This is a genomic window from Polaribacter sp. KT25b (genome assembly GCF_900105145.1).
GTDB lineage: Bacteria > Bacteroidota > Bacteroidia > Flavobacteriales > Flavobacteriaceae > Polaribacter.
Genome location: NZ_LT629752.1, coordinates 1,300,332 through 1,323,925, shown reverse-complemented (window position 1 = coordinate 1,323,925; position 23,594 = coordinate 1,300,332). Strand labels below are relative to the sequence as shown.

Sequence of the window (23,594 nt, the reverse complement as noted above, 5' to 3'; positions counted from 1 at the left end):
AAGTAAAAAAATTACATCAGTATTAACAGTTACACAATTAAACAATTACAAAATTAAACAGCAAATTAAAAATATCGTTCTAAAAACCGAAAATTTATCTATAGGTTATCAAACAAAAAAAGAGCAAACTATTATTGCTTCTAAGATTGATTTATCTATTGAAAAAGGGAAATTAGTTACCGTTTTAGGTAAAAACGGAATTGGAAAATCGACTCTGTTAAGAACAATTACCAAAGTTCAAGAACCTTTAAATGGCTCAATTTTTATCAATAATAAAAGTTTAAAAACATACAAAAATCAAGAATTAGCAACTTGTTTAAGCATGGTTTTAACAGAAAGATTGCCAGAAAGTCAATTAACAGTTTTCGAACTTGTTACTTTTGGTAGACAACCTTATACAAATTGGATTGATAAATTATCCAAAGCTGATTTAAAAAAAATAAATTGGGCAATTGATGAAACAGAAATCAATCATTTAAAAAATAAACGCTTTTACGAACTTAGTGATGGTCAATTACAAAGAGTTTTAATTGCAAGAGCTTTGGCGCAAGACACAGAAATTATCATTTTAGATGAACCAACTGCGCATTTAGATTTACATCACACAATTAAAATTTTTTCTTTGCTAAAAAATTTGGTTGAAAAAACTTCTAAAACAATTATTATGTCTTCTCACGAAGTAAATTTTTCTATCAAATTTGCAGACGAAATTATCTTATTTTCCGATGATAAAATAATGTATGGAAGTCCATCAGAATTAATAGAAAAAAATTCTTTCGATAATTTATTCCCTAAAGAAATTGTTAATTTTAACAGAAATTTACAACAATTTATCATAAACAAAAAGTAATTTTGAACAAACAGTAACTTTTTGTTACTTTTGAGTTGTAAACAAATTAAATACTTTTTAATAGATGAAAAAAATACTTTATGTTGCTAGTGCATTGGCTTTTATTGCGTGCGGTTCTAGTAAAAATGCACCAAAAGAAGATGCAAATGTAGATCAAGCTGCAAAATACGCTGCAACAATTACTGCAAAAGATTTAGGAACTCACTTATTTATTTATGCTTCTGATGAATTTGAAGGTAGAAATACTGGTGAACCTGGTCAAAAAAAGGCAGTTGAATATTTAAAAAACTATTATGTAAGTAAAGAAATCCCCGCTGCTGAAGGAAGTGATGATTATTTTCAAAAAGTACCATCAGAATGGTTAAACAAAAACTCTCGTCGTGGTAAATTTAATGATTCAGAAAATGTTGTTGCTTTTATTAAAGGAACAGAAAAACCAGATGAAATTGTAGTAATTTCTGCACATTTAGACCATGAAGGTATTAAAAATGGTAAAATTTACAACGGTGCAGATGATGATGGTTCTGGAACTGTAGCTCTTTTAGAAATTGCAGAAGCTTTTAAAATGGCTGCTGATGCTGGTAAAGGACCAAAACGTTCTATATTATTTTTACATGTTACTGGGGAAGAAAAAGGTTTATTAGGATCTAAATATTATACAGAAAACCCTTTATTTCCTATCGCAAATACAGTTTGTGATTTAAATATTGATATGGTTGGTAGAATTGACGATAGACATAAAGAAGATCCAAATTATGTATATTTAATTGGTTCTGATAAATTAAGTACAGAATTACACAACATATCTGAAGAAGTAAATAAAAAATACACAAACATTAATTTAGATTATAAATATAATGATGAAAATGATCCAAATCGTTACTATTACAGATCTGATCATTATAACTTTGCGCAATATAATGTGCCAATTATTTTCTACTTTAATGGTACACATGCAGATTATCACAAACATACAGATACACCAGACAAAATTAATTACGAATTGTTAGAAAACAGAACACGTTTGGTTTTTTATACAGCTTGGGAAGTTGCTAACAGAGAAACAAGAATTATTGCTGATAAAGCAGAAATTAAAAAGGAAGAAAAAGATAAATAATTTTTTTCATGCTTCATAACATTAAAAATCTCACCTACGTGAGGTTTTTTTTTTGCTCAAATCGATCAATTTGTTTTAAAAAAATTTTAAAACTAATATTTATTGTCAAAAAAAAACACCACAAACCACTATAAAACAACACATTACTAACAACACAAATAGCAGATAAAATTTTGTTTTGAAATGAATGAAATTGATAAATTTAAACATTGATAATAGTCATTAATCTTAAAAAAATAGAAGAATACATTTGTCTTATTAAAAACAAATAAAAAAATTAAGAATGTTACAAAACAGAAGAATTTATTTACCGCCATTAAGCTTAATAGGACCTGGAGCATTAAATGATCTTGGAGAAGAACTAAAAAGCCTTCCATACAAAAAAGCTCTTTTTGTTACTGACCAAATTTTAGTTAAAATTGGAGTAGCTCAAAAAGTAATAGAAGTAATGAAAGCTTCAAACATTGAAATTGTATTGTATGATGATGTGCAACCAAACCCAACAACTAAAAATGTAAATAAAGGTTTAAAGCTATTGCAAGAAAACAATTGTGATTTTATCTTAACATTAGGTGGTGGATCTCCACAAGATTGTGGAAAAGCAATTGGAATTTTAGCAACAAATGGAGGTAAAATAGGTGATTATGAAGGAATTAATTTATCAAAACATAAATCATTACCTATCGTAGCAATTAACACTACAGCAGGTACAGCAAGTGAAGTAACTATTAATTATGTAATTACTGATGAAAAACGCCATATTAAAATGGTTATGGTTGATAAAAATTGTTTAGTGTCAATTGCAGTAAACGATCCTAAATTAATGCTAGGAAAACCAGCTGCTTTAACTGCGGCTACAGGTATGGATGCATTAACACACGCTATAGAAACCTATGTAACAAAAGGGGCTTTTGGTTGGTCTGATGCTTTAGCTTTAGAAGCAATTAAACTAATTTCACAAAGTTTAGAAATAGCAGTTGTTGATGGTCAAAATCTTGAAGCTAGAAGTAAAATGGCTTGGGGACAATTTATTGCTGGTCAAGCATTTTCTAATGCAGGGCTTGGTTATGTGCATTCTATGGCGCATCAATTAGGTGGTATGTATGATATGCCTCATGGAGTTGCAAATGCAATTTTATTACCTCATGTAGAGCAATTTAATATTCCTGCTTGTGCTCATAAACTTAAAAAAGTTGCTAGAGCTATGGGGGTTGGTGTTTTAGAAATGAGTGATACACAAGGAGCTAATGCTGCTATTTCAGCAATTAAAGCACTTTCAAAATCGGTTGGTATTCCTTCTGGTTTAAAAGAGTTAGGCGTAAAAGAAGAAGATTTTGAAGAAATGGCTAAAAATGCGCTGGCAGATGTTTGTACTGGAGGAAATCCTAGAGAGGTAACTTTAGAAGATACAATTGCAATTTATAAAGCAGCAATGTAAATAAAAATTAAGTACTTAAAACCTCACAAAAGTGAGGTTTTTTTTGTTATAATAATAAATGAGTAAAATCAAAGTTGTAGTTTTTAATAAAAAATGATAAATTTGCTAATCAACCTATCACATATATTAGATACTTGTGCTTAAGGTAATTCAATATTAAAGTTCCCTAAAACTTAAGATAAATTATTAAACAATATTAAATTCAACAATATTTAATGGAAAAAGAAACATTAGAGCGAGAAGGGCTTCAAAAAATAAGGACAGATTTTAATTATCTGATTTCTATATTTAGAGAAATGCTTCAATCACTAGGTGAAGATAAAATGGCGGCAATGCTTCCATTTGAAAACAATCAACCTTTATTAAGTAATGAAAAGGTTTCTGATGAAAAAGTAGCACAAGCAATAGGTATTTGCTTTGAGCTTCTTAATTCGGTAGAAGAAAATGCAGCAACTCAATTTCGTAGAAAAACTGAAACTCAATTTGGTTTAGAAAATATTCGCGGATCTTGGGGAGAAACTTTAAACTTATGGAAAACATCTGGAATTGAAGAACAAGAAATAATAGCTTTATTACCTAAAATTAAGGTAATGCCTGTATTTACGGCACATCCATCAGAAGCAAAAAGATTAACAGTATTAGATATTCATAGAGAACTTTACATACTTTTAGTTAAAAATGAAAATCCTCTTTGGTCTATTTCAGAGCGCAATGTAATTAGACAAGAAATTAAAAGTTTATTAGAGCGTTGGTGGCGTACAGGAGAAATTTATTTACAAAAACCAAGATTAGACGACGAACGTAGTAATGTAATGCATTACTTTGAAAACGTACTACCGCAAGCTTTACGTTTAACAGATCAACGTTTACTTGATGCTTGGAAATATATGGGCTTTTCTCCTGAAAACCTAGAACGCCCAGAACAGTTTCCTAAAATAGAATTTGGAAGTTGGGTTGGTGGAGATAGAGACGGACATCCATACGTAACTCCAGAATTTTCTGCTTCTACGCTTAAATTACATAGAGAAGCTGCTTTAAAAATAATGAAAAAAGAATTGCTTCTTTTAGCTAAAGAACTCAGTTTTTCAGAATATTTAAATGCAATTCCTTCTGATTTTTTAACAAGTTTAAAAACAAGTGCAGAAAAATTAGGCAAAGCTGGGCAAAAAGCTTTAGATAGAAATCCATCAGAGCCTTTACGTCAATTTATTAATTTATTAATTGTACGTTTAGAAAACACGCTAAATGAATCTTTTAACCTTGATAAAGATTGTTATTTTTATAGACCAGAAAGTTTAGCGATAGAATTACAAAAACTAAGAAATCTTTTAATTAAATTAGGCGCAAATCAAATAAATTTAAAATGTTTATTTCCTGTTGAAAGATCTTTAGAATGTTTTGGTTTCCACCTTGCAAAATTAGATATTAGACAAAATAGTGAATATCATGAAAAAGCTATTACGCAAATACTTACAGCTTCTGGTTTTGCAGATGCTGATTATGCAAGTTGGACAGAAGAAAAAAGATTAGATTTTATAAATCAAGAATTATTAAGTAACAGACCCTTTTTAGTTTCTGGAACCAAATGTGGCACTGAAGCAGATAATGTTTTAGGTTATTTTAAAGAAATAAAAACATTTGTAGACTTACATGGATCTGATGGTATTGGATCTCTAATTGTAAGTATGACACGTAGTTTAAGTGATTTACTTCTGGTTTATTTATTCTTAAGAGAAGTAGGTTTAAAAGATGCTAATTTACCTGTTGTTCCGTTATTAGAAACTATTGATGATTTAATTGCCGGACCAGATATTTTAGAATCATTTTTAACGCATCCAACGGTTCAAGAAATAAGAAAAAACAAAGAAGACTTAGTACAAGAAGTAATGCTAGGTTATAGTGATAGTAACAAAGATGGTGGAATTTTAACTAGCAGATGGACAATTTATAAAGCCGAAGAAAACCTTACAGAAGTTGGTGATAAACTAGGTATTAAACTTTGCTTTTTTCACGGACGTGGAGGAACAATAAGCCGTGGAGGTGGAAAAGTTCATAGATTTTTAGAAAGTATGCCAAACGGATCTGTAAGTGGCCATATTAAAATGACAGTGCAAGGTGAAACCATTGCAGATCAATTTGCAAATCGCCTAAATGCTTGTTATAATTTAGAAATGATGATTTCTGGTACAGCTCGTCAAGCAATGATATCTAGCAACAAGGTTAAAAACCAAAAATTGTATGATATTATGGATCGTCTTGTAGAAATGTCTAGAAAAAATTACAGAAGCTTATTAGATCATCCTAATTTTATAAAATTCTATAGCGAAGCTACACCAATTGACGTATTAGAACAAAGTAAAATTGGCTCTAGACCAGCACGTAGAACAGGGCAGAGATCATTAAACGATCTTCGATCTATACCTTGGGTTTTTAGCTGGAATCAATCCAGATTTAACCTTACAGGATGGTTTGGAACTGGAGCTGCTCTTGCTGAATTTGAAGAACAATTTCCAGAAGATTTTGAGTATTTAAAAACGGTTGCAAAAGAATGGCTTTTTCTTAAATATGACCTAATTGAAATTGAAACAAATCTTTTAAATTCTGATACAGATATTATGAAATCTTTTGCTGATTTGGTGCATGATTCTGATGTTAAAACAGAACTTATGAATCTTATTTTATCTGATTATGAAAGATGTTTAAAACAGATTGAAAGTTTATTGAGTGCTTCTGCAGAAAAACGAAGAATCTCTAAATTAGAAAATAATAAACTTAGAAAAGAAGCATTAGATATTTTACACTTTATTCAAATAGAATCTCTTACAAAATGGAGACAAAATAAAGAAGGTGATCCAAAAGAAGACAGTCAATTATTATTAATGCTATTATTATTAGTAAATGCGTTATCTGGTGGTTTAAAAGGAACTGGTTAGAAGATTGATTCTTCATCGAAAAAGAATATACTTTTTCGTTAACCTTTAAAATTAGAAAACCATATCAAATTTAAAATTGATATGGTTTTTTTTTATAACTTTTATAACTACAGAAGAATCTTCTTTAGTTTTAGAAATATTATAAAACCTTACTTCCATAAATTATTTAGTCTTCAAAAATAACTAAGTAAAATACAGTTGTATTTATAACTAAAAAAATCAACTTCGCTAACGACTGAAATAAGTCATTAAAACGGACATCATATCAGCATTAAGTTAGCGAATATTACTCATCATACTCTTTCATTTCTTCATCATAAAAAGCACCAGCTTTATCCATTAAATCGGCTAATTCTGTAGCAATATCTTCTTCATTTTCTCCCGTTAAATCTTCAAACCATTCTATTTCATCATCTTTTAAATTGATAATAAAACGAGGAAATTCTGTGTGTAACACAAAAATATCATCAGGAAAATTGCTGTTATCGGCTAATAAAAATTTAGGTAAGTTCATTTTGTTTTATTTATTTTTTTGATAAAAAGTTTACATTTCGTTTGTAATTTCTTTCTCTTTAATCAACTTTAAAGTTAATGAATTAAATCTGATAAATAATAAAATAGAAGCTGTTGTTAATCCTGCTAATAAGCCTAACCAAATACCAAAACTTCCATACATTTCTTCACTTCCTAAAAAATAAGAAACAGGAAAACCAACCACCCAATAAGAAATAAAAGTTAGTATTGTAGGGACTTTAACATCTTGTAAACCACGTAAAGCACCTAAAAAAACAACTTGTATACTATCTGATATTTGAAAAAATGCAGCTGCAATCAATAAATTAGCCGCAATTGAAACGACTTCCATGTTGTCCATATAATTTGTAACATCCTTTAAATCTACATACATATGAGGCAAATTTTTATGAAATATAAAGAACAATAATGCAAAAAACATTGCTAACAATACTCCTAATAAAAAGATAGAAAATGCTATTCTACGTAGCTCTTTATAACTCTGTAATCCTTTCTGGTTTCCTACTCTAACCATAGCAGCAACACTTAATCCGGTTGCCACCATAAATGTCATAGAAGATAAGTTTAATGCTATTTGATTTGCTGCCTGTGGGTTTTTCCCCAACGTACCACTTAGCCATACTGCTGCAGTAAAAATAGCAACTTCAAAAAGCATTTGCATAGCACTTAAAGAACCTAGATTTACAATTTTTTTAATCGTTAAAATATCTAAAACAAAGAATTTTATATTTTTTACAATTTGCGCAGACCTTTTTTTATATCGTAATAATAACCATAAGTAAATAACCATTACCAATCTAGAAACTAAGGTACCATAAGCTGCACCCACAATCCCCATTTCTGGAAACCCGAATTTACCAAAAATCAGTAAATAGTTTAGCACCACATTAATAACGTTAGACAATAAAGTTGCATACATAGGATATCTTGTCATAGACATTCCATCGCTAAACTGCTTAATTGCCTGAAAAATAACTAAAGGAATTAATGAAAATGCTACCAAATCTAAATACGGAATTGCCAATTCCACAACTTCTTTTGGTTGTTTCATTAAATACATTAAAGGTTTAGAAAAGAAAACACCCAAAAAAAGTACAATACCCAAGGTTGTACATAAAAATAAACCACTTTTATAGGTAGCTCTTGCTTGTTGTAAATTATCTGATGAATCTGCTTCTGCTATTAATGGAGTTATTGCCGTAGAAAAACCAATACCAATAGACATGGCAATAAACATAAAACTATTTCCTAAAGAAACAGCAGCCAATTCTGCGGTTCCCAATTGACCAACCATAATATTATCTATAAAACTAACAAATGTATGCCCCAACATCCCTAACATTACAGGAGCAGCAAGTTTTAGATTGTATTTAAATTCTGATGTATATTGTACTATTTTCACTTTTTATAATTATTACAGTTTGCAAAAGTACAAATTTGAAATGCTAAAAGACGTCATAGACAATGTATTTTATAATCTAATAAAGAAAAATGAATTTTTATTTATTAAATTAAAGAAGATTTATTAACTTAAAAATTATATTATATTAAAATAAAAACAGCAATTAATACAAAAACAATAATTTGAATCCATTTTAGATATAATCCAATATTTTTATTTTCTTTAATTTTTTCTGATATCACTCCTGCTAAAATTGCGATTGTAGAAAATATAACTAATGAAACTAACATAAATAAAAGTCCTAATACATAAAACTGAATTACAGTGGAAATACTATCAGAAAATAAAAACCCTGGAAAAAAAGCTAAAAAGAAAATAGAAACTTTCGGATTTAAAACATTCATAATAAACCCTTGTTTAAACAGCTGTAAAGTAGTTTTCTTTTCTACATTTTCTTCTGATAAAAGAATAGAAGCATCAGATTTATAGACTTTAAAAGCTAAATATAATAAGTAAATTGCACCAAATAATTTAATCGAAAAAAATAAATTTTCTGATTCTTTTATAATTGCAGAAACTCCAAAAGCCAACAAAGTTGTGTGTACTAAACAACCAGAAATTAGACCAAACACAGTTGCCAATCCAAACTTTTTACCATTTACAATACTTTGTGTTAAAACAAAAATATTATCTGGACCTGGAGAAATTGCTAAAATAGCTGTTGCAATTGCAAAAGATAAAAGGGTTTCTGTCATATTTTAATGAGATTCTAAAACAGTTCAGAAAAACAAATTAACCATTTGTTAAAATTGCTTTGTTAATTCTTTTTACTAAACCTGGTCCTTCATAAATAAAACCTGTATAAATTTGAACTAAATCTGCACCTACTTCAATTTTTTCTAAAGCATCTTTTTCAGAATGAATACCTCCTACTCCAATTATTGGAAAAGATTTATTAGAATTATCTGCCAAATATTTAATCACTTTCGTGCTCTGATCTTTAATTGGTTGTCCACTTACGCCTCCATTACCAATTGCAGCTAAACGTTCTTTAGAAACTTTTAAATTATCTCTATTTGTTGATGTATTTGAAGCTATTACTCCGTCTATTTTAGTTTCTGCAACCAATTCTATAATTTCATCTAATTGCTGATTATTTAAATCCGGAGCAATTTTAAGCAAAATTGGTTTTAATTTTGATTGACTAGTTTTAGAAAGTTCACTATTTAATTTCTGACAAGCGGAAATCAACTCTACTAAATAGTCTTTATCATTTAATTTTGCATGACTTCCCACATTTGGGCAACTTACATTTAGCACAAAATAATCTACATAAGGATGCAAACCTTTTAAGCATTCAAGATAATCTGCTGTATAATTTTCTGGTAAAGTTTGTGTGTTTTTACCAATATTTCCACCAATAATAACCTTGCCTTTATTCTTTTTTAATTGTTGAATTGCAGTTTGTAAACCTTCGTTATTAAACCCCATTCTATTTATAATTCCTTGATCATCTTTTAAACGAAATAATCTTTTCTTCGGATTTCCTACTTGTCCTTTAGGTGTTACTGTTCCTATTTCTATAAAACCAAAACCAAAGTTTGCAAGCTCATTATATAAAACTGCATTTTTGTCAAAACCAGCAGCTAAACCAACAGGGTTCTTAAAACTTAATCCAAATAAAGTACGTTCTAATTTTTTATCATTTATTTGATATAAACTTCTAAAAATATTAGAAACAAAAGGAATCTTACATAAAAATTTTATCAAATAAAAAGTAAAATAATGTATTTTCTCTGGATCAAAAAGAAAAAAAATGGGTCTAATAATAAGTTTGTACATATTTCTTAAATATAAAAAAAGCTCCTAAAAAGGAGCTTATTAATTTATCTTAAAACAGCTTCTAAGTTCTTCTCGAAAGTTTGCTGTAATTTTTGCATTATTTTATCAATTTGCTTGTCTTCTAAAGTCTTTTTTTCATCTTGTAAAACAAAACTAACTGCATACGATTTTTTACCATCTGGCAATTTATCGCCTTCATAAACATCAAATAAATCTACTTCTTTTAATAAACTTTTTTCTGATTGAAATGCTAAATTGTAAACTTGTTTAAATTCAGTTTTACTATCAATCAATAAGGCTAAATCTCTTTTTACTGATGGAAATTTAGATAACTCTATAACTTTAGTATTTCTCTTTGTTGATAATTTTAAAACGTTTTCCCAATTAAAATCAGCAAATAAAACTTCTTGCTTAATTCCGAATTCTTTTAAAAGAGAACGTTTTACAACTCCAAAATCTACTAATTTAATTTTCCCTAAACTTAAAGTGATTCCTTCTGAAAATATATCGCTTTTAGTAGGTGTAGTTTTTAAATTATTAATACCTAATCTATTTAAAACAGCTGTAATAATTCCTTTTACATAAAAGAAATCAGAAGTTGTAGTAGTTGTTTTCCAAGATTCTTTTGTTCTGTTACCAGTTATAAAAAGAGTTAAATGCTTATCTTCTTGATATTTATCGTTATATTTATGATACGTTTTACCGAATTCATAAAATTTTAAAGAATTGTTTTTTCTGTTTAAGTTATAAGAAACAGACTCTAAACCACTAAATAATAATGATTGACGCATTACGCCTAAATCTGTACTCAAAGGATTTAACATTACAACATTAGCTTCATCATTTAAATTGTCTGATAAATCTGTATAAGATGCTTTTGTTAAAGAATTTGCCATTGTTTCATTAAATCCTAAAGAACTTAATTGATTTGCAACCACATTTTCAATCTTCGTAACTTTGTTAGAATCGAAAGAAATTGACGTGTTTAATTTATGAGAAAACTCAATATTATTATAGCCATACACACGTAAAATTTCTTCAATAATATCTGCTTCTCGCTGAACATCTGTTCTATAAGAAGGAATTGTTAATCCTAAGCCGCTTTCGGTTTCACTATTTATTTTAATTTCTAAAGAAGCTAAAATGTTTTTTATAGTATCTTTTGGTATTTCTTGACCAATTAATCTGTACGCATTTTCGTAAGAGAAAAACACTTGAAAATCTTCAACTTTTACTGGATAAAAATCAGAAACATCAGAAGCTAATTTTCCTCCTGCATATTTTTCAATTAATAACGCTGCTCTTTTTAAAGCATATTCTGTACTGCTGATGTCAATTCCGCGTTCAAAACGAAAAGAAGCATCAGTATTTAAAGCGTGTCTTTTAGCAGTTTTTCTAATCGAAACCGGATTAAAATAAGCACTTTCTAAAAATATTGATGTTGTATTTTCTGTAACACCAGAATTTAATCCGCCGAAAACACCACCAATGCAAAGAGGATTAGAATCTCCATCACAAATCATAATATCATCAGCAGAAAGTGTTCTTTCTACAGCATCTAACGTTGTAAATTTAGTTCCTTCTTCTAAGGTTTTTACAATAATTTTATTTCCTTTAACTTTCTGAGCATCAAAAGCGTGTAAAGGTTGCCCTAACTCATGCAACACATAATTTGTAATATCTACAATATTATTTTTTGGCGTAATACCAATTGCTTTAAGTCTATTTTGCATCCATTTTGGAGAATCTTTTACAGTAATATCTGTAATCGCAATTCCGCAATAACGAGGAATTAATTCTTTATCCTCAACTTCTATATCAAAACGTAACGTTCTTTCATCTACATGAAAATCACTTACAGAAGGAGAAATTAATTCTAATTTATTTCCTTTTTGAATTAAACCAGCTCTTAAATCTCTAGCAACACCAAAATGGCTCATTGCATCAGATCTATTTGGCGTTAAACCAATTTCGAAAACATAATCTGTTTCTATTTTAAAAACTTCTGCAGCAGTTGTTCCTTCTTTTATATTTTCATCTAAAACTAGAATTCCGTCATGTCCTTTTCCTAGACCCAATTCGTCTTCGGCACAAATCATTCCATGGCTTTCTTCTCCTCTAATTTTACCTTTTTTAATTTTAAAACCTTCGCCTTTTTCATCATATAAAGTTGTACCAATTGTAGCGACAGGTACTTTTTGACCAGCAGCAACATTTGGAGCTCCACAAACAATTTGTAAAGGATTACCGTCTCCTAAATCTACAGTAGTTATTTTTAATCTGTCTGCATTTGGATGCTGAATACAAGTTAAAACTTTACCTACAACAATACCTTTTAAACTTCCTTTTATAGATTCTTTAGTTTCGATTCCTTCAACTTCTAAACCTAAATCGGTTAATAACTCTCCTGTTATAGTAGGTTCCCAGTTAATTTGTAAAAATTGTTGTAACCAATTGTATGATATTTTCATCTGCTTTTTTTGAAAATTTTAATCCTGCAAATTTAAAGTTTTTTATCAACTTAATTAACACAAAACCCCATTAAAATGAATATATTCTACAGTAATTTTTAACGAATTAAAAAAAGGAACAACATTATTTTATTTATCTAAAAATCAATTATTTAAAACTAAAATTATGCAAATAAAAATGAAATTATTAAAATTACAACTAAGAATTTATAGTTATAATTTAAAATACAAGACGTAATCAGAATTAAGTATAAAGTAAAAATTAATTAGTAGCTTATACTTTTATATCCTGATAAAACTATTATTTGCTGATGAAATTATGTTTTAAATTAGACACTCTAAGTCTAAGTAAATAGTTTTTTATCAATCTTCTTAAAAAGAAAATAATATCCATTTGCCAGTAAAATACCAGTTAAAATTCCTAGAGAAATATCTAACGGATAATGTACACCTAGGTACAATCTACTATACGCAAAAAATAATGGAAAAAATAAAATAAGGTAAATGTATTTATAATTTTCTCTTAGCAAAAGAATCATAAATACCGAGAAAAATGTTGATGTTGTTGCGTGACCAGAAATAAAACTAAAACTTTGTGGATTTTTTAAATGCCTCAATAAATGATTAATTTCAGGATCATTATTTGGTCTTAATCTTTCTACAGAGTTTTTAATTAAGTTTACAAACTGATCTGAAAAAGCGACTAAAACAATAAGAGATACTATTACAAAACCTCCTTTTTTCCATCCAAAGGTTTTAAATATTAAATAGAACATAAAAAGGAACAACGGAGTCCAAGAAAATTGGTTGGTAATAATCAACCAAAATGAATCCCATTGTTCACTTCCTAAATTATTTAAGAAAATAAGTAATTCTTTGTCTTTCTGTATAAGTGAGTCTAACAAATTATTTACCAATTTCTAAGATTTCTACTTCAAAAACCAAATCGGATTTTGCTGGAAAAGGTCCATATTTCGCTTCACCAAAACCAATATAATAAGGAATAAAAAGCCTAGCTTTTTCACCTGCTCTTAAGGTAGCAACTCCTTCTTCAAAACCAGTTATCATTGGTTTATCTGCATCATTTAACTGAAACACAAATGGCTCTCCAGTTTCTTCTGTAGATTGAATTTTTGTGCCATCAGCAATATATAATGTAAAATTAGTTTTAATTGGTTTGTGATCTACAACTTTTTCTCCTTTCGGATTTTTCTTTAGCATTAAAATACGCAAACCAGATTCTGTTTTTACAGCTTTAGATTCACCCATTTCTGCTAAAAAAACTGCTTTATCTTCTAAATATCTAGAATATCTAGCTATATCTGCATCAATTTCGTTTTGTTCTCTTTCTTTTTTACTTTCTGCATATTTAATTAGCTCATCATCAAAAACTTTAGCAGCATCAAAAGATGTTGCTTTTTCTCCTAATCTAATTATTTTTACAGTAAGCATTGTGTCTGCTTGTTGTATATTATTCACAACAACCATACGTAAAGAATCGATAGCTTTTTTAAGTTTTACAGAATCTTTTATTTGCTTTTTTAAGGTATTTAATTGTAGATTATCAATAGTTGTTTTACCAAAAACAGTGTGTTTTCCGTCTAAGTGAGGTATCGCTTTATGTGTAATAAAAAACTGACTACCATTACTTTCTGGCCCACCATTTGCCATAGATAAAATTCCTGCATCATCATGAGCATGCAATAATCTACCGTCTTTATCTTTGGTAAATTCATCTCCAAATCTATAACCAGCAGTTCCAGTTCCTGTTGCTGTTGGATCTCCTCCTTGAATAATAAAGTTTTCTACAACTCTATGAAAAGTTAATCCATCAAAATATTTTTTCCCTTTAAAAGAATCAGACACTCTATTATTAGTTCCTTCTGCTAAAGAGACAAAATTAGCAACTGTCATTGGTGCATCATCTGCATATAGCTCTAGAAAAATATCGCCCTTATTAGTTTGTATTTCTGCATACAAACCATCGTTTAAGTTCTTATACTTTTCTGAGGTACAACTAGATAATAAAACAAAAGCTAAGAAAATGTAAATACCGTTTTTCATTTATTTTTTAATAATTTCTAACAATTCTATTTCAAAAATTAAAGCAGAAAAAGGCTTAATTAATTCTCCTCTTTGTTGCACTCCATAAGCTAATTCTTGTGGAATAAATACTCTATATTTTGCGCCAGTATTCATTAAAGCTAAAGCTTCGTTAAAACCAGGTATAAATTGATTTGCATTAGATTCGTAAGGTTGTTTTCTATCAACAGAGCTATCAAATACTTGATCATCTATTGTTGTTCCATGATAATGAATTTTAATTTTTGAAGTTGGTAAAACTAAATCACCTTTTCCTTCTTTTAAAACGATATATTGTAATCCACTATCAGTAGTAATTACTCCTTCTTTAGTTTTATTTACTGCTAAAAAATCTTCACCTGCTTTTTTAACATCAGCAAACTTTACCTCTGCCTCTTTAGCCGCTTTTTCTTGCATTTCTTTTTGTTTAGCAACCTGTTGTTTTTGAAAGAAATCTCTTAAAAAATTATTTAAATCTTTATCAGCAATTAATAGGTTTGTAGAATCCATTCCGTTTCTATATCCTTGCAAAAATAAATCTGTATTAGCTTCACTAAAGTTTGCTTTTACTTTTAACGCCATGTCCATACCTAAGGCATAACTTGCAGAATCAATTTCTGTTTCTAAAGATTTTACATCAGCTTTTTGACCTGTACATGAAGTCAAAGATGCTATTGCTACTACAACTACTAAACTTTTTAGTATTCTCATTTTTCTATTTATTTAATGTTTGTTAATGTTACTGTACTAATTATCGATTGATTAATTCCTATTTTATTTCCATCTCCAGTAATGCCAAAGGCGCTGTATGAAGGAAGCACAAATGTAATGGTTTCTCCTATTTTCATCAACTTTATTCCTTTTTGTAATCCAGAAATAAAATCCTCTTTATCAACTACATAACTTTTAATCCCTAAATCTTTTTTACTGTAGATTAAAGAATCACTTAAATTTCTGATCTCATATTCAAAAATTACTTCGTCTCCATTTTTAGGTGTTGGCAAATTTTCTTCTATTTTATGAATATATGTATACCAAAATCCTTGTGAAGATTGCAAATATACTTTAGTAGAATCATTTTTTATCAATTGAAGAATTTTATCATCTTCAATTTTATTTAAAGAAATTGCCTCTTTAATCGTTTCATTATATAATGTTGTTGAAGGTTTTGAATTGATAGGTTTTCTTGGTTCAATTTTAGAACAAGAAAAACAAAACATTATTAAGAAAAAAAAATAACTATTCTTCATAAGAAGTTTCTAATTCTGATTTATATTTAGGCAATAAACTTGTAAATTTTATAATGGTATTTTCCATTGAATCATTAGATTTTCCACCTGCAGCATTATCGTGTCCGCCACCATGAAAATAATTTCTTGCAAATTGATTTACAGAAAATTCACCTTTAGATCTAAAAGAAATTTTAATTATTCCTTGTTCCTCATCTTCAATAAAAATAGCAGCAAAAACTATTCCTTTTAAAGACAATGCATAATTTACAACACCTTCTGTATCTCCTTTTTGAAAATCGAAACGTTTTTTTTCTTCTGAAGTTAAAGTTATATACGCAGTATTATATGTAGGTAAAATTTGTAAATTACTTAAAGCTTTACCTAATAACAACAATCTATTATATGAATTTGCATCGTATACATTGTTATGAATTCTATCATTTTTAGCTCCCTTATCAATTAAATTGGCAATAATTCTATGCGTAGTACTCGTTGTAGATCTAAATCTAAAAGAGCCAGTATCTGTCATTATACCTGTATAAATACAAGTTGCGATATCAGCATCAATTAAAGCTAAATCTGCATTCATTTCTATAAATTGATACACCATTTGGCATGTAGAACAAATTTCAACATCAGAATACATATATTTTACATCATCTGGCTGTTGATGATGATCTATCATAGCAAAATCATTTGGATATTTTTCTAATGTTTTTTGCATATCAGAACCTACTCTATGTAACGCATTAAAATCTAACAGAAAAATAATATCAGAATTATTAATTGCTCTTTGAGACTGGGTATTTTGCCAATCAAAGCGATAAGTTGTATCTGAACTAGGTAACCAGTGTAAAAAATCTGGATATTCATTTGGCACAACAACTGTACAACTATGACCTTTTTTATCTAAATATAGTTTTAAAGCCAAAGTAGACCCCATAGCATCTCCATCAGGATTTCTATGCCCAACAATAACTATATTTTTAGGTTTTTCTAAAAACGTTTTTAATTCTTCGAATCCTTTTAAAATCATAAGGCACAAATATACAATTTAATTAAAATTTTTATGTAATTTCGCGCCGAATTTGTGAAACACCTTCACAATCATCTATTTAAAAAATAAAAGTAAAAGAATGGCAACAAATAGAACATTTACAATGCTTAAACCAGATGCTGTAGAAAACGGGCATACAGGTGCAATACTAGAAAAAATGAATGCTGCAGGATTTAGAATTGTAGCTTTAAAGAAAACTCAAATGACAAAAGCTGATGCTGAAACTTTTTATGCTGTGCATAATGAGCGTCCGTTTTTTGGAGAATTAGTTGAGTTTATGACTCGTGGACCAATCGTAGCTGCAATCTTAGAAAAAGAAAATGCTGTAGAAGATTTTAGAACTTTAATTGGTGCTACAAATCCTGCGGATGCTGCTGAAGGAACAATTAGAAAATTATACGCAACTTCTATGGGAGAAAATGCTGTACATGGTTCTGATTCTGATGAAAATGCTGCTATTGAAGGAAACTTTCACTTTTCTGGAAGAGACCAATTTTAAGGATTTTTAATTCTTAGTTTAAAATATATTTAAACTCGTAACTTAATAGTTGCGAGTTTTTTTGTGTTTAAATTGTATAAATAATAACTAATTTAACTTGCTTCTGAAAGAAAAAAGTGAAACACTTAACTTACATAGATTATTCACTTAACTTACATAGATTATTAGCCACTAAAATGAAATCATAAACGTCTTATGTTAGAAAAACTTTAGAAATTTAAACCAACATCAGTTTAGTAATTACTTCATCACCTAATTCTTCATTCATCATTTTAATAATTTTATCTTTTCCGTAACTTAATTCTTCTCTTAAAACCGATGAATTTAACTGAATAATTAATGTCTTATTCTGTAATTTTACAGAAGTTGTGTGCGTTTCAACTCCTGGCCCCATCATTTTACACCAAGTTTCTTCTACTTTAATTTTTTGCATTCCTTTACTCAAGTTATTTTCCTTGATAAAACTTTGCATTAAATCCTGAATTGAAAATGAATCGTTTTCTCTTTTTGCCATTGTTTTTGATTTGTCATTGCGAATCTAGTTTTTTCGCTAGATGTGGCAATCTTATTATATTAAACAGATTACATCGTCATTTTTCCTCGTAATGACGATTATAATTTAAAAATCTTGTAAGGTTTGTTACTCTGTTTTACAATATTTTCTGTTCTTTCTTGATGTGTATCTGTAATAAATATCTGACCAAATTCATCATTATTTACCAAATCTATCAATTGTGAAACTCTATTTTCATCCAACTTATCAAAAATATCATCAAACAATAAAATAGGAATTATTTTTGATTGTTGCTTAATAAACTCAAATTGCGCCAATTTTAAAGCAATTAAATACGATTTTTGTTGCCCTTGAGAACCAAACTTTTTTATAGGATACTCTTCAATTTCAAAGCTTAAATCGTCTCTATGAATCCCAGAAGAGGTGTATTGTAAAACCTTATCTTTTTCTAATGATTTTTGTAAATTTTCTAACATTGTAAAATCTTCTAACTGACTTTTATACTTCAAATTTACACTTTCTTTATCCCCAGAAATTACTTGATATTTTTCATTAAAAATAGGAATAAATTTTTCTAAAAATTCTTTTCTAATTTCATGAATTTTAGTTCCAAAATTAGCTAACTGCTCATTGTAAACACTTAAATTTAAAGCATCAAAAGTTCTGTTTGCAGCAAAATACTTTAACAAAGCATTTCTTTGACTAAGTACCTTATTATAAGCAATTAAATCTTGTAAATAAGTTTTATTTTGTTGAGAAATTACACCATCAATAAATTTTCTTCTTGTGTCACTTCCTTCCGTAACCAAATCTCTATCCGCAGGCGAAATAATTACTAACGGAATTTGACCAATGTGTTCAGAAAACTTATCATAATTCTTACCATTTCTTTTCAATACTTTTTTTTGTCCACGTTTTAAACTACATACAATTTTCTCTGTTCTGTCGTTTAAAATGTATTCACCTTCAATCATAAAAAAAGGTTCATTGTGTTTTATATTCTGAATTGCGACAGAATTAAAATAACTTTTTGCAAAAGACAAGTAATAAATAGCATCTAAAACATTGGTTTTACCAACACCATTATCGCCTACAAAGCAATTTATTTTCTGCTGAAAATCAAAAGATTGCGATTCGATATTCTTAAAATTGACTAAAGAAATTTTCTGTAAATACATGAATAAAAAACAAGTTTGAAAATGAATTGCAAATTATTGAAAATTTAGCGAAATAACCTCTTTTAAAATCCAATTAAAAAAACTATTTTTGTCGCCACTAATTTTTAAGTAAATATGGCAACATACAAGAAAAAAGGATTTAAAGCAAAAGATAAAAAAGAGCAAAATCAAATAGACGATGCTAAGTTCGAAACTGCTGAAGTATTTCATAGTTTAGAAGAAACTGCTACAAAATCTGAACAATGGATAGAAAAAAATAGTCAACCTTTATTTTATACTTTAATAGGTATCGTGGTTCTTTTCTTAGCTTTTTTAGGTTATAATAAATATATTATTGAGCCTAATGAATTAGAAGCTTCTAACGAATTAGCTTTTCCAAGAAAACATTTTGATGAAGCTGCAACTGCAGGTTCTGGTATAGATTCTTTACTAAATTTAGGTTTAGAAGGTGCAGATGGTAAATATGGTTTTATAGATATTGCTGATTCTTATAGCGGAACTGATGCTGGAAATTTAGCTAATTATTATGCGGGTGTTTCTTATTTACAAATGAAACAATATGATAAAGGAATTGAATATTTAAGTAAATTTAATTCTGATGATGAAATGTTAGGCCCTGTTTCTTTAGGTGCAATTGGTGACGCTTTTTCTGATATTAATCAGCCAGAAGATGCTTTAGATTATTATGAAAAAGCAGCAAATAAAAAAGCAAATGATTTTACAACTCCTCTATTTTTATACAAAGCAGCACAAACAGCAATGTCTTTAAAAGAATACAGCAAAGCTGTAGATTTGTTTACGCAGATAAAAGAAGACTACGCTAAGTCAGACCAAGGTAAAGATATTGACAAATACATAAACGCTGCTAAATACGCGGAATAGTTTTAGTAATTAGGTCGCAGTTAGCAGTTAATTGCAACTAAAAACTAGAGGCTAACAACTTAAAACTAAAAAATGGCAACAACAAATTTATCCGTTTACGATAAAGCTACAATCCCAAATGCGAATAATTTTCGATTTGGGATTGTTGTTTCTGAATGGAATCCAGAGATTACACAAAACTTAAAAAAAGGCGCAATTGAAACTCTCTTAGATTGTGGAGCAACAAACGAAAACATTATTTCTTGGGATGTTCCTGGAAGTTTTGAATTAGTGTATGGTTGTAAAAAAATGATTCAATCTCAAAAAGTAGATGCAATTATTGCTATTGGAAATGTAATTCAAGGTGAAACAAAACATTTCGATTTTGTTTGCGAAGGTGTTACACAAGGTATTGTAGATTTAAACATAAAACACGATGTTCCTGTAATTTTCTGTGTTTTAACAGACAATACAAAACAACAATCTTTAGATAGATCTGGTGGTAAATTAGGAAATAAAGGTACAGAATGTGCTGTTGCAGCTATTAAAATGGCAGCTCTTAAAAACCTAGGTAAAAAAGCAGATAGTATTGGTTTTTAAGAAAAAAATCATACTATTTTGTCAGCATTAAAAAATTTATAGAAAAGTTAAAATTACATCACCACCATTCTTGATATAATTTTTTAACTTTGAATTATAAATTTACTTAATTGCTATGAATAAAAAACTGATTTGTCTTTCTTTATTATTTCTTTTACAATTTTTAGCAACGTCTTGTGATCCTTGTAGTTGTGGACCAATTAAAACTTACGAAAGGATAAACAAAAAATTAAATATAAAATCTTGGGATACTTCTGGCTTTCAAAATAGAGAAACAACAGAACCTGTTTCTAAAAACTCTTTTGGAATATCAATTTTTATTGAATCTGAATTGAAACAAATTGCCTTTACAAAATCAAAAATAAACATAAGTTCTTTGGGCTTTTCTTCTGCTTACGCCTGTAGTTGTCCACCAGATAAATATATTAATAATACCCCTGTTATTTCTATCCAAATTTTAGCAACCAACTCTCTAAATAGTGAAGTTATTGATGTAACCGATAACTTTTCTACTTATGATAATTTTGGTAAACAAATAGCAATAAAAGAATATCTAGAAAATAAAGAAATAAGCAATAATTATGAATATTATTCTGATGATTATTTTCAACTTGATATGACAAAATCTGATAATATTCCTGATACAACGATATTTACAATTAAGATTTTTCTTCAATCAGGAGAAGAATTAATTGAGAAAACTCAAGAAATAAATTTTAAATAAAAGACATTTAGTTAAGGTTTTCAAAACCATCTAAAAACATTTAAGAATACTTTTAACATCATTCTTTGACGCATTCCTTTTAATTCTTTAAATTTGGAAGCTTAAAATTGGTATAATAATTGATTATTTTAACATCAATATTCACCAATTTATTATTTTAATTATGGGATTTTTAAAAAGAACAAACAAAAAATTTGATTATCAGCCTCGCTATTATAAAGGAGAAGGAAGCCCTTATAAAATAGAGCACAAACTTGATCAATTTAGAACTACAACCGGAAAAAACAAAGGCTTAAAATCTAAATTTTCTACAGCTTTAAACGAACTTAAAAATGCCGAAAAAGGTTCTAACAATACTGTAATTTATATTGTTTTAGTTTTAGTAATGATTTTTTTATATATCATAGATTTTGATATATCAATATTCTATTCAAAATAATGTCAGATATCATTCAACTTTTACCAGATCATGTAGCAAATCAAATCGCTGCAGGAGAAGTAGTTCAAAGACCCGCTTCTGTGGTAAAAGAATTATTAGAAAATGCTATTGATGCTGGTGCATCGAGCATTACACTTTTATTAAAAGATGCAGGAAAAACACTAATTCAAGTTATCGATAATGGTAAAGGAATGAGTGCCACAGATGCTAGAATGTGTTTTGAAAGACACGCTACATCCAAAATTCAAAAAGCAGAAGATTTATTTAATCTCTGTACAAAAGGTTTTAGAGGCGAAGCTTTAGCATCTATTGCCGCAATTGCACATGTAGAATTAAAAACAAAACAAGAAAATGAAGAACTAGGTACTTCCATCAAAATTGAAGGAAGTAAAATCGTTTCTCAAGATTTTGTTTCTACTTCAAAAGGAACAAGTATTGCTGTTAAAAATTTGTTTTACAATATTCCAGCAAGAAGAAATTTTTTAAAATCTGATACTGTAGAAACCAGACATATTATTGATGAATTTCAAAGAGTTGCTTTAGCACATCCAACAATTTCATTTTTAATGCATCATAATAACAATGAAGTTTATCATTTAAAAGGTGGCAATTTAAGAAAACGGATTGTGGCTGTTTTTGGTGCTAAAATGAATGAAAAATTAGTGCCAATTAACGAACAAACAGATATTCTTACTATTGAAGGCTTTGTAGCAAAACCAGAATTTTCTAAAAGAAAACGTGGTGAACAATTCTTTTTTGTAAATGATCGTTTTATAAAAAGTTCGTACTTAAATCATGCAGTTGTAAATGCTTTTGATGGTTTGTTAGAATATGGAGCACATCCGTCATATTTTTTATATTTAACAGTACCAGCTAGTACAATTGATATAAACATTCATCCAACAAAAACAGAAATAAAGTTTGATAATGAAAAGGCTTTATATGCAATGCTAAGAGCAACTGTAAAACACAGTTTAGGTCAATATAATGTAGCACCTGTTTTAGATTTTAACAGAGATTCTAACTTAGACACATCTTATGATTTAAATAAAAATGCTGTAAAAACTTCTGTGCCAAAAATTACTGTTGATCCAGATTTTAATCCTTTTAAAGAAACCAAAACTACTCAAAAGGAAAATCAGACTCCTTACAAAAGAGAACAAAAAACACAAAGTTGGGAGTCATTATATACTTCTACTGCTTTTTCTGATGAAGGAAATCAATCAGAATTATTTGAACATCAGCAAGAATCAAAAACACAAAAAACATTTCAAATTCAGCGAAAATATGTAATGAGTTTGATAAAATCTGGTGTAGTTTTAATTCATCAATCATTGGCTCATCAAAGAATTTTGTACGAAGAATTTTTAGAAAGTATTACTGTTAAAGAAGCCAATAGTCAGCAATTATTGTTTCCCGTAAAAATTTCATTTTCATCTGCAGAAATAGAAATGATTTATACCATTAAAAACGAATTAGAAAACGCTGGTTTTTCGTTTGATGAATTTACAAAAGACAGTGTAACTATTAAAGGAATTCCAGTTTCTGTTACAGAAAGTAAAATTACCATTATTTTAGAAGAACTTTTAAATGATATAGATTTAGAAGTGCCAGATGCTAGTTTTAGTCATTTTGATGTAATGGCAAAATCATTTGCAAAAACATTATGTATAAAAACTGGAGCACAACTTTCTGAAAAAGAACAAGAAAGCTTAGTAAATAATTTATTTTCTTGCAAAGAACCTACTGTTTCTCCTTTTGGTAAAGCAACATTTAAAACACTAACTTTAAACGAAATAGATAATCTATTTAATAGTTAAA

Annotated in this window: 22 protein-coding genes; 10 read left to right on the top strand and 12 right to left on the bottom strand. The window is 28.5% G+C overall.

Annotated features, from left to right (window positions below; translation table 11 throughout):
* Positions 1–10: 10 nt before the first annotated feature.
* The 4 genes from BLT70_RS05580 to BLT70_RS05565 all read left to right on the top strand — a co-directional run bounded on the left by BLT70_RS05580 (position 11) and on the right by BLT70_RS05565 (position 6,338).
* Positions 11–850: an ABC transporter ATP-binding protein gene (locus tag BLT70_RS05580; protein WP_368086350.1), complete on the top strand. Its 840-nt coding sequence runs from the start codon at positions 11–13 to the stop codon at positions 848–850.
* A 64-nt stretch (positions 851–914) separates the two neighbouring features.
* Positions 915–1,967, top strand: coding sequence for a M28 family metallopeptidase (locus BLT70_RS05575; RefSeq protein WP_091892458.1), 1,053 nt, complete (start codon positions 915–917; stop codon positions 1,965–1,967).
* A gap of 283 nt (positions 1,968–2,250) precedes the next feature.
* Positions 2,251–3,405, top strand: coding sequence for an iron-containing alcohol dehydrogenase (locus BLT70_RS05570; protein ID WP_091892456.1), 1,155 nt, complete (start codon positions 2,251–2,253; stop codon positions 3,403–3,405).
* A gap of 215 nt (positions 3,406–3,620) precedes the next feature.
* Positions 3,621–6,338 carry a phosphoenolpyruvate carboxylase gene (locus BLT70_RS05565; RefSeq protein WP_091892454.1) on the top strand — a complete coding sequence of 906 codons (2,718 nt, stop codon included), beginning with the start codon at positions 3,621–3,623 and terminating at the stop codon, positions 6,336–6,338.
* Between the two features lie 286 nt (positions 6,339–6,624).
* Here BLT70_RS05565 and BLT70_RS05560 read toward each other — a convergent pair whose 3' ends face one another.
* From BLT70_RS05560 to BLT70_RS05515, 10 genes are all read right to left on the bottom strand, one after another.
* Positions 6,625–6,852, bottom strand: coding sequence for a hypothetical protein (locus BLT70_RS05560; RefSeq protein ID WP_091892452.1), 228 nt, complete (start codon positions 6,850–6,852; stop codon positions 6,625–6,627).
* Between the two features lie 30 nt (positions 6,853–6,882).
* Complete coding sequence (locus BLT70_RS05555; RefSeq protein ID WP_091892450.1) at positions 6,883–8,274, bottom strand: MATE family efflux transporter; 1,392 nt, start codon at positions 8,272–8,274, stop codon at positions 6,883–6,885.
* A 140-nt stretch (positions 8,275–8,414) separates the two neighbouring features.
* Entirely contained in the window at positions 8,415–9,029 is a 615-nt protein-coding gene (locus BLT70_RS05550; RefSeq protein WP_091892448.1) for a LysE family translocator, read from the bottom strand.
* A 37-nt stretch (positions 9,030–9,066) separates the two neighbouring features.
* Entirely contained in the window at positions 9,067–10,116 is a 1,050-nt protein-coding gene (locus tag BLT70_RS05545) for a quinone-dependent dihydroorotate dehydrogenase (RefSeq protein ID WP_091892446.1), read from the bottom strand.
* A 44-nt stretch (positions 10,117–10,160) separates the two neighbouring features.
* Positions 10,161–12,587, bottom strand: coding sequence for a phenylalanine--tRNA ligase subunit beta (pheT, locus tag BLT70_RS05540; RefSeq protein WP_091892444.1), 2,427 nt, complete (start codon positions 12,585–12,587; stop codon positions 10,161–10,163).
* Between the two features lie 344 nt (positions 12,588–12,931).
* Positions 12,932–13,492: a phosphatase PAP2 family protein gene (locus tag BLT70_RS05535; protein ID WP_091897442.1), complete on the bottom strand. Its 561-nt coding sequence runs from the start codon at positions 13,490–13,492 to the stop codon at positions 12,932–12,934.
* 1 nt (position 13,493) lies between these two features.
* Entirely contained in the window at positions 13,494–14,651 is a 1,158-nt protein-coding gene (locus BLT70_RS05530) for a peptidylprolyl isomerase (RefSeq protein WP_091892442.1), read from the bottom strand.
* On the bottom strand, positions 14,652–15,380 hold the full coding sequence (locus BLT70_RS05525) for an FKBP-type peptidyl-prolyl cis-trans isomerase (RefSeq protein WP_091892440.1): 729 nt from the start codon (positions 15,378–15,380) through the stop codon (positions 14,652–14,654).
* A gap of 8 nt (positions 15,381–15,388) precedes the next feature.
* On the bottom strand, positions 15,389–15,919 hold the full coding sequence (gldI, locus tag BLT70_RS05520) for a gliding motility-associated peptidyl-prolyl isomerase GldI (protein WP_091892438.1): 531 nt from the start codon (positions 15,917–15,919) through the stop codon (positions 15,389–15,391).
* Positions 15,909–16,937, bottom strand: a complete 1,029-nt coding sequence (locus tag BLT70_RS05515) for a bifunctional oligoribonuclease/PAP phosphatase NrnA (RefSeq protein ID WP_091892436.1) — start codon at positions 16,935–16,937, stop codon at positions 15,909–15,911. Before BLT70_RS05515 ends, gldI begins: the two co-directional genes overlap by 11 nt.
* 100 nt (positions 16,938–17,037) lie before the next feature.
* On the opposite strand from BLT70_RS05515, the gene BLT70_RS05510 reads away from it, so the two are divergent.
* Complete coding sequence (locus BLT70_RS05510) at positions 17,038–17,457, top strand: nucleoside-diphosphate kinase (RefSeq protein WP_091892434.1); 420 nt, start codon at positions 17,038–17,040, stop codon at positions 17,455–17,457.
* 217 nt (positions 17,458–17,674) lie between these two features.
* Here the strand turns inward: BLT70_RS05510 and BLT70_RS05505 are convergent, their stop codons facing one another.
* Positions 17,675–17,971: a DUF721 domain-containing protein gene (locus BLT70_RS05505; protein WP_091892432.1), complete on the bottom strand. Its 297-nt coding sequence runs from the start codon at positions 17,969–17,971 to the stop codon at positions 17,675–17,677.
* A gap of 98 nt (positions 17,972–18,069) precedes the next feature.
* Positions 18,070–19,149 carry a DNA replication/repair protein RecF gene (locus BLT70_RS05500; protein WP_091892430.1) on the bottom strand — a complete coding sequence of 360 codons (1,080 nt, stop codon included), beginning with the start codon at positions 19,147–19,149 and terminating at the stop codon, positions 18,070–18,072.
* A 114-nt stretch (positions 19,150–19,263) separates the two neighbouring features.
* Here BLT70_RS05500 and BLT70_RS05495 point away from each other — a divergent pair, with 114 nt between their 5' ends.
* From BLT70_RS05495 to mutL, 5 genes are all read left to right on the top strand, one after another.
* A complete protein-coding gene (locus BLT70_RS05495; protein ID WP_091892428.1) occupies positions 19,264–20,031 on the top strand; it encodes a tol-pal system YbgF family protein in 768 nt (255 codons plus the stop codon).
* Positions 20,032–20,103: 72 nt separating this feature from the next.
* A complete protein-coding gene (gene ribH / locus BLT70_RS05490) occupies positions 20,104–20,610 on the top strand; it encodes a 6,7-dimethyl-8-ribityllumazine synthase (RefSeq protein ID WP_091892427.1) in 507 nt (168 codons plus the stop codon).
* Between the two features lie 115 nt (positions 20,611–20,725).
* On the top strand, positions 20,726–21,334 hold the full coding sequence (locus BLT70_RS05485) for a hypothetical protein (protein WP_091892426.1): 609 nt from the start codon (positions 20,726–20,728) through the stop codon (positions 21,332–21,334).
* 163 nt (positions 21,335–21,497) lie between these two features.
* Positions 21,498–21,773, top strand: coding sequence for a riboflavin synthase subunit beta (locus tag BLT70_RS05480; RefSeq protein WP_091892424.1), 276 nt, complete (start codon positions 21,498–21,500; stop codon positions 21,771–21,773).
* Complete coding sequence (gene mutL / locus BLT70_RS05475) at positions 21,773–23,593, top strand: DNA mismatch repair endonuclease MutL (protein WP_091892422.1); 1,821 nt, start codon at positions 21,773–21,775, stop codon at positions 23,591–23,593. Before BLT70_RS05480 ends, mutL begins: the two co-directional genes overlap by 1 nt.
* The last annotated feature ends 1 nt before the right edge of the window (position 23,594 follow it).